The sequence below is a fragment of the Helicobacter monodelphidis genome (assembly GCF_003288845.1).
GTDB lineage: Bacteria > Campylobacterota > Campylobacteria > Campylobacterales > Helicobacteraceae > NHYN01.
Genome location: NZ_NHYN01000067.1, coordinates 1 through 1,043 on the forward strand (window position 1 = coordinate 1; position 1,043 = coordinate 1,043).

Annotated in this window: 2 protein-coding genes; both read right to left on the minus strand. The window is 32.7% G+C overall.

The window, feature by feature from the left end; all coding sequences use genetic code 11:
* Nucleotides 1–156: 156 nt before the first annotated feature.
* Entirely contained in the window at nt 157–834 is a 678-nt protein-coding gene (locus CCZ01_RS09900; RefSeq protein ID WP_112053036.1) for a hypothetical protein, read from the minus strand.
* A 2-nt stretch (nt 835–836) separates the two neighbouring features.
* Nucleotides 837–1,043, minus strand: a 207-nt coding sequence (locus CCZ01_RS10570; RefSeq protein WP_112053037.1) for a hypothetical protein, incomplete at its 5' end; no start/stop codon positions are given.

Consider the following 1,043-nt stretch of genomic DNA (forward strand, 5'->3'; position numbering starts at 1 on the left):
GAACTTATACAAGAAGAAGTGATTAAACCAAGAATTCCGCACATTCAACGCCTTTTTATAATAAAATAAAAGGGAGTTTAGCATAAAGAGGCTTAGAATGCAAAAGAGAGTTTAGCAATTGAAATTCACATTATTTTAAGCTCAATTATGATAGATTTACCCTTGAATTCGTGGTGCGTCCTTGTCGCACCGATTTATAAATCGATTCAAATCTTTATTAAACATATCTAATACATCATCTAAAAACACTTCTATCTTATCGGGCATCACGCCAATATATAATGCTTTATCATTAATATTTATTTTTGTGGTAATACGAGGGGCAATCGCTTCTTTTTGATTGCGTTTAATCTTCCTTTTTTTGAAAAGATTTTCGCAATGAAAAGCACGATTCCTTATCGTGCGAACTAAGTTAATGATAATCTCCACCTTGCGATGCTCTCTAATAGTGTATGTTTTTCTATCTATTTTAATTGAATCCTTATTGTTTTCGTCATATCTGCTTAAATCAAATTCTTTTAGTTTAAAAATTCTGTGCAGTTTTTTTTGGCAAAAAAGCTCACACCAAAAATCTAAACTTTGTCGCGAAACCAGCTGATCATTACTTAAATTTTTATCTCTATCTTTTGCTTTATCTTCTTTTTGTATCCAATCACTTAATTCTTTGCTAAGCTCCTCATTAATGAGATTGCGCAAACAAATCTCAATCAACAAAATCTTTGGAGCAATGTATCCAATTAATCTCATATTTTCAAAATGTTGTTCTACGCTCTCATACGCACTTAGTCTATGCAATGATAGTAATCGTTCTAGCTCAAATTGATTTTCTTGCATTTTTACTCTAAGCCCACCTTATAAATCTCTTCCCATTTTGCAATGGCAAAAAGAAGCCACAAAATACCCCCCCCCCCCCCGCTACTGCTTAAGGAAGATAAAAAGCTAAAACAAAAAATCTCCTTAAGAATTCTTGAACGCTGAACACATTCTAACATTTCTTGTTTGATGTCTTTTATCCATAATTCTTGCGGAGATTCAAAGCCCAT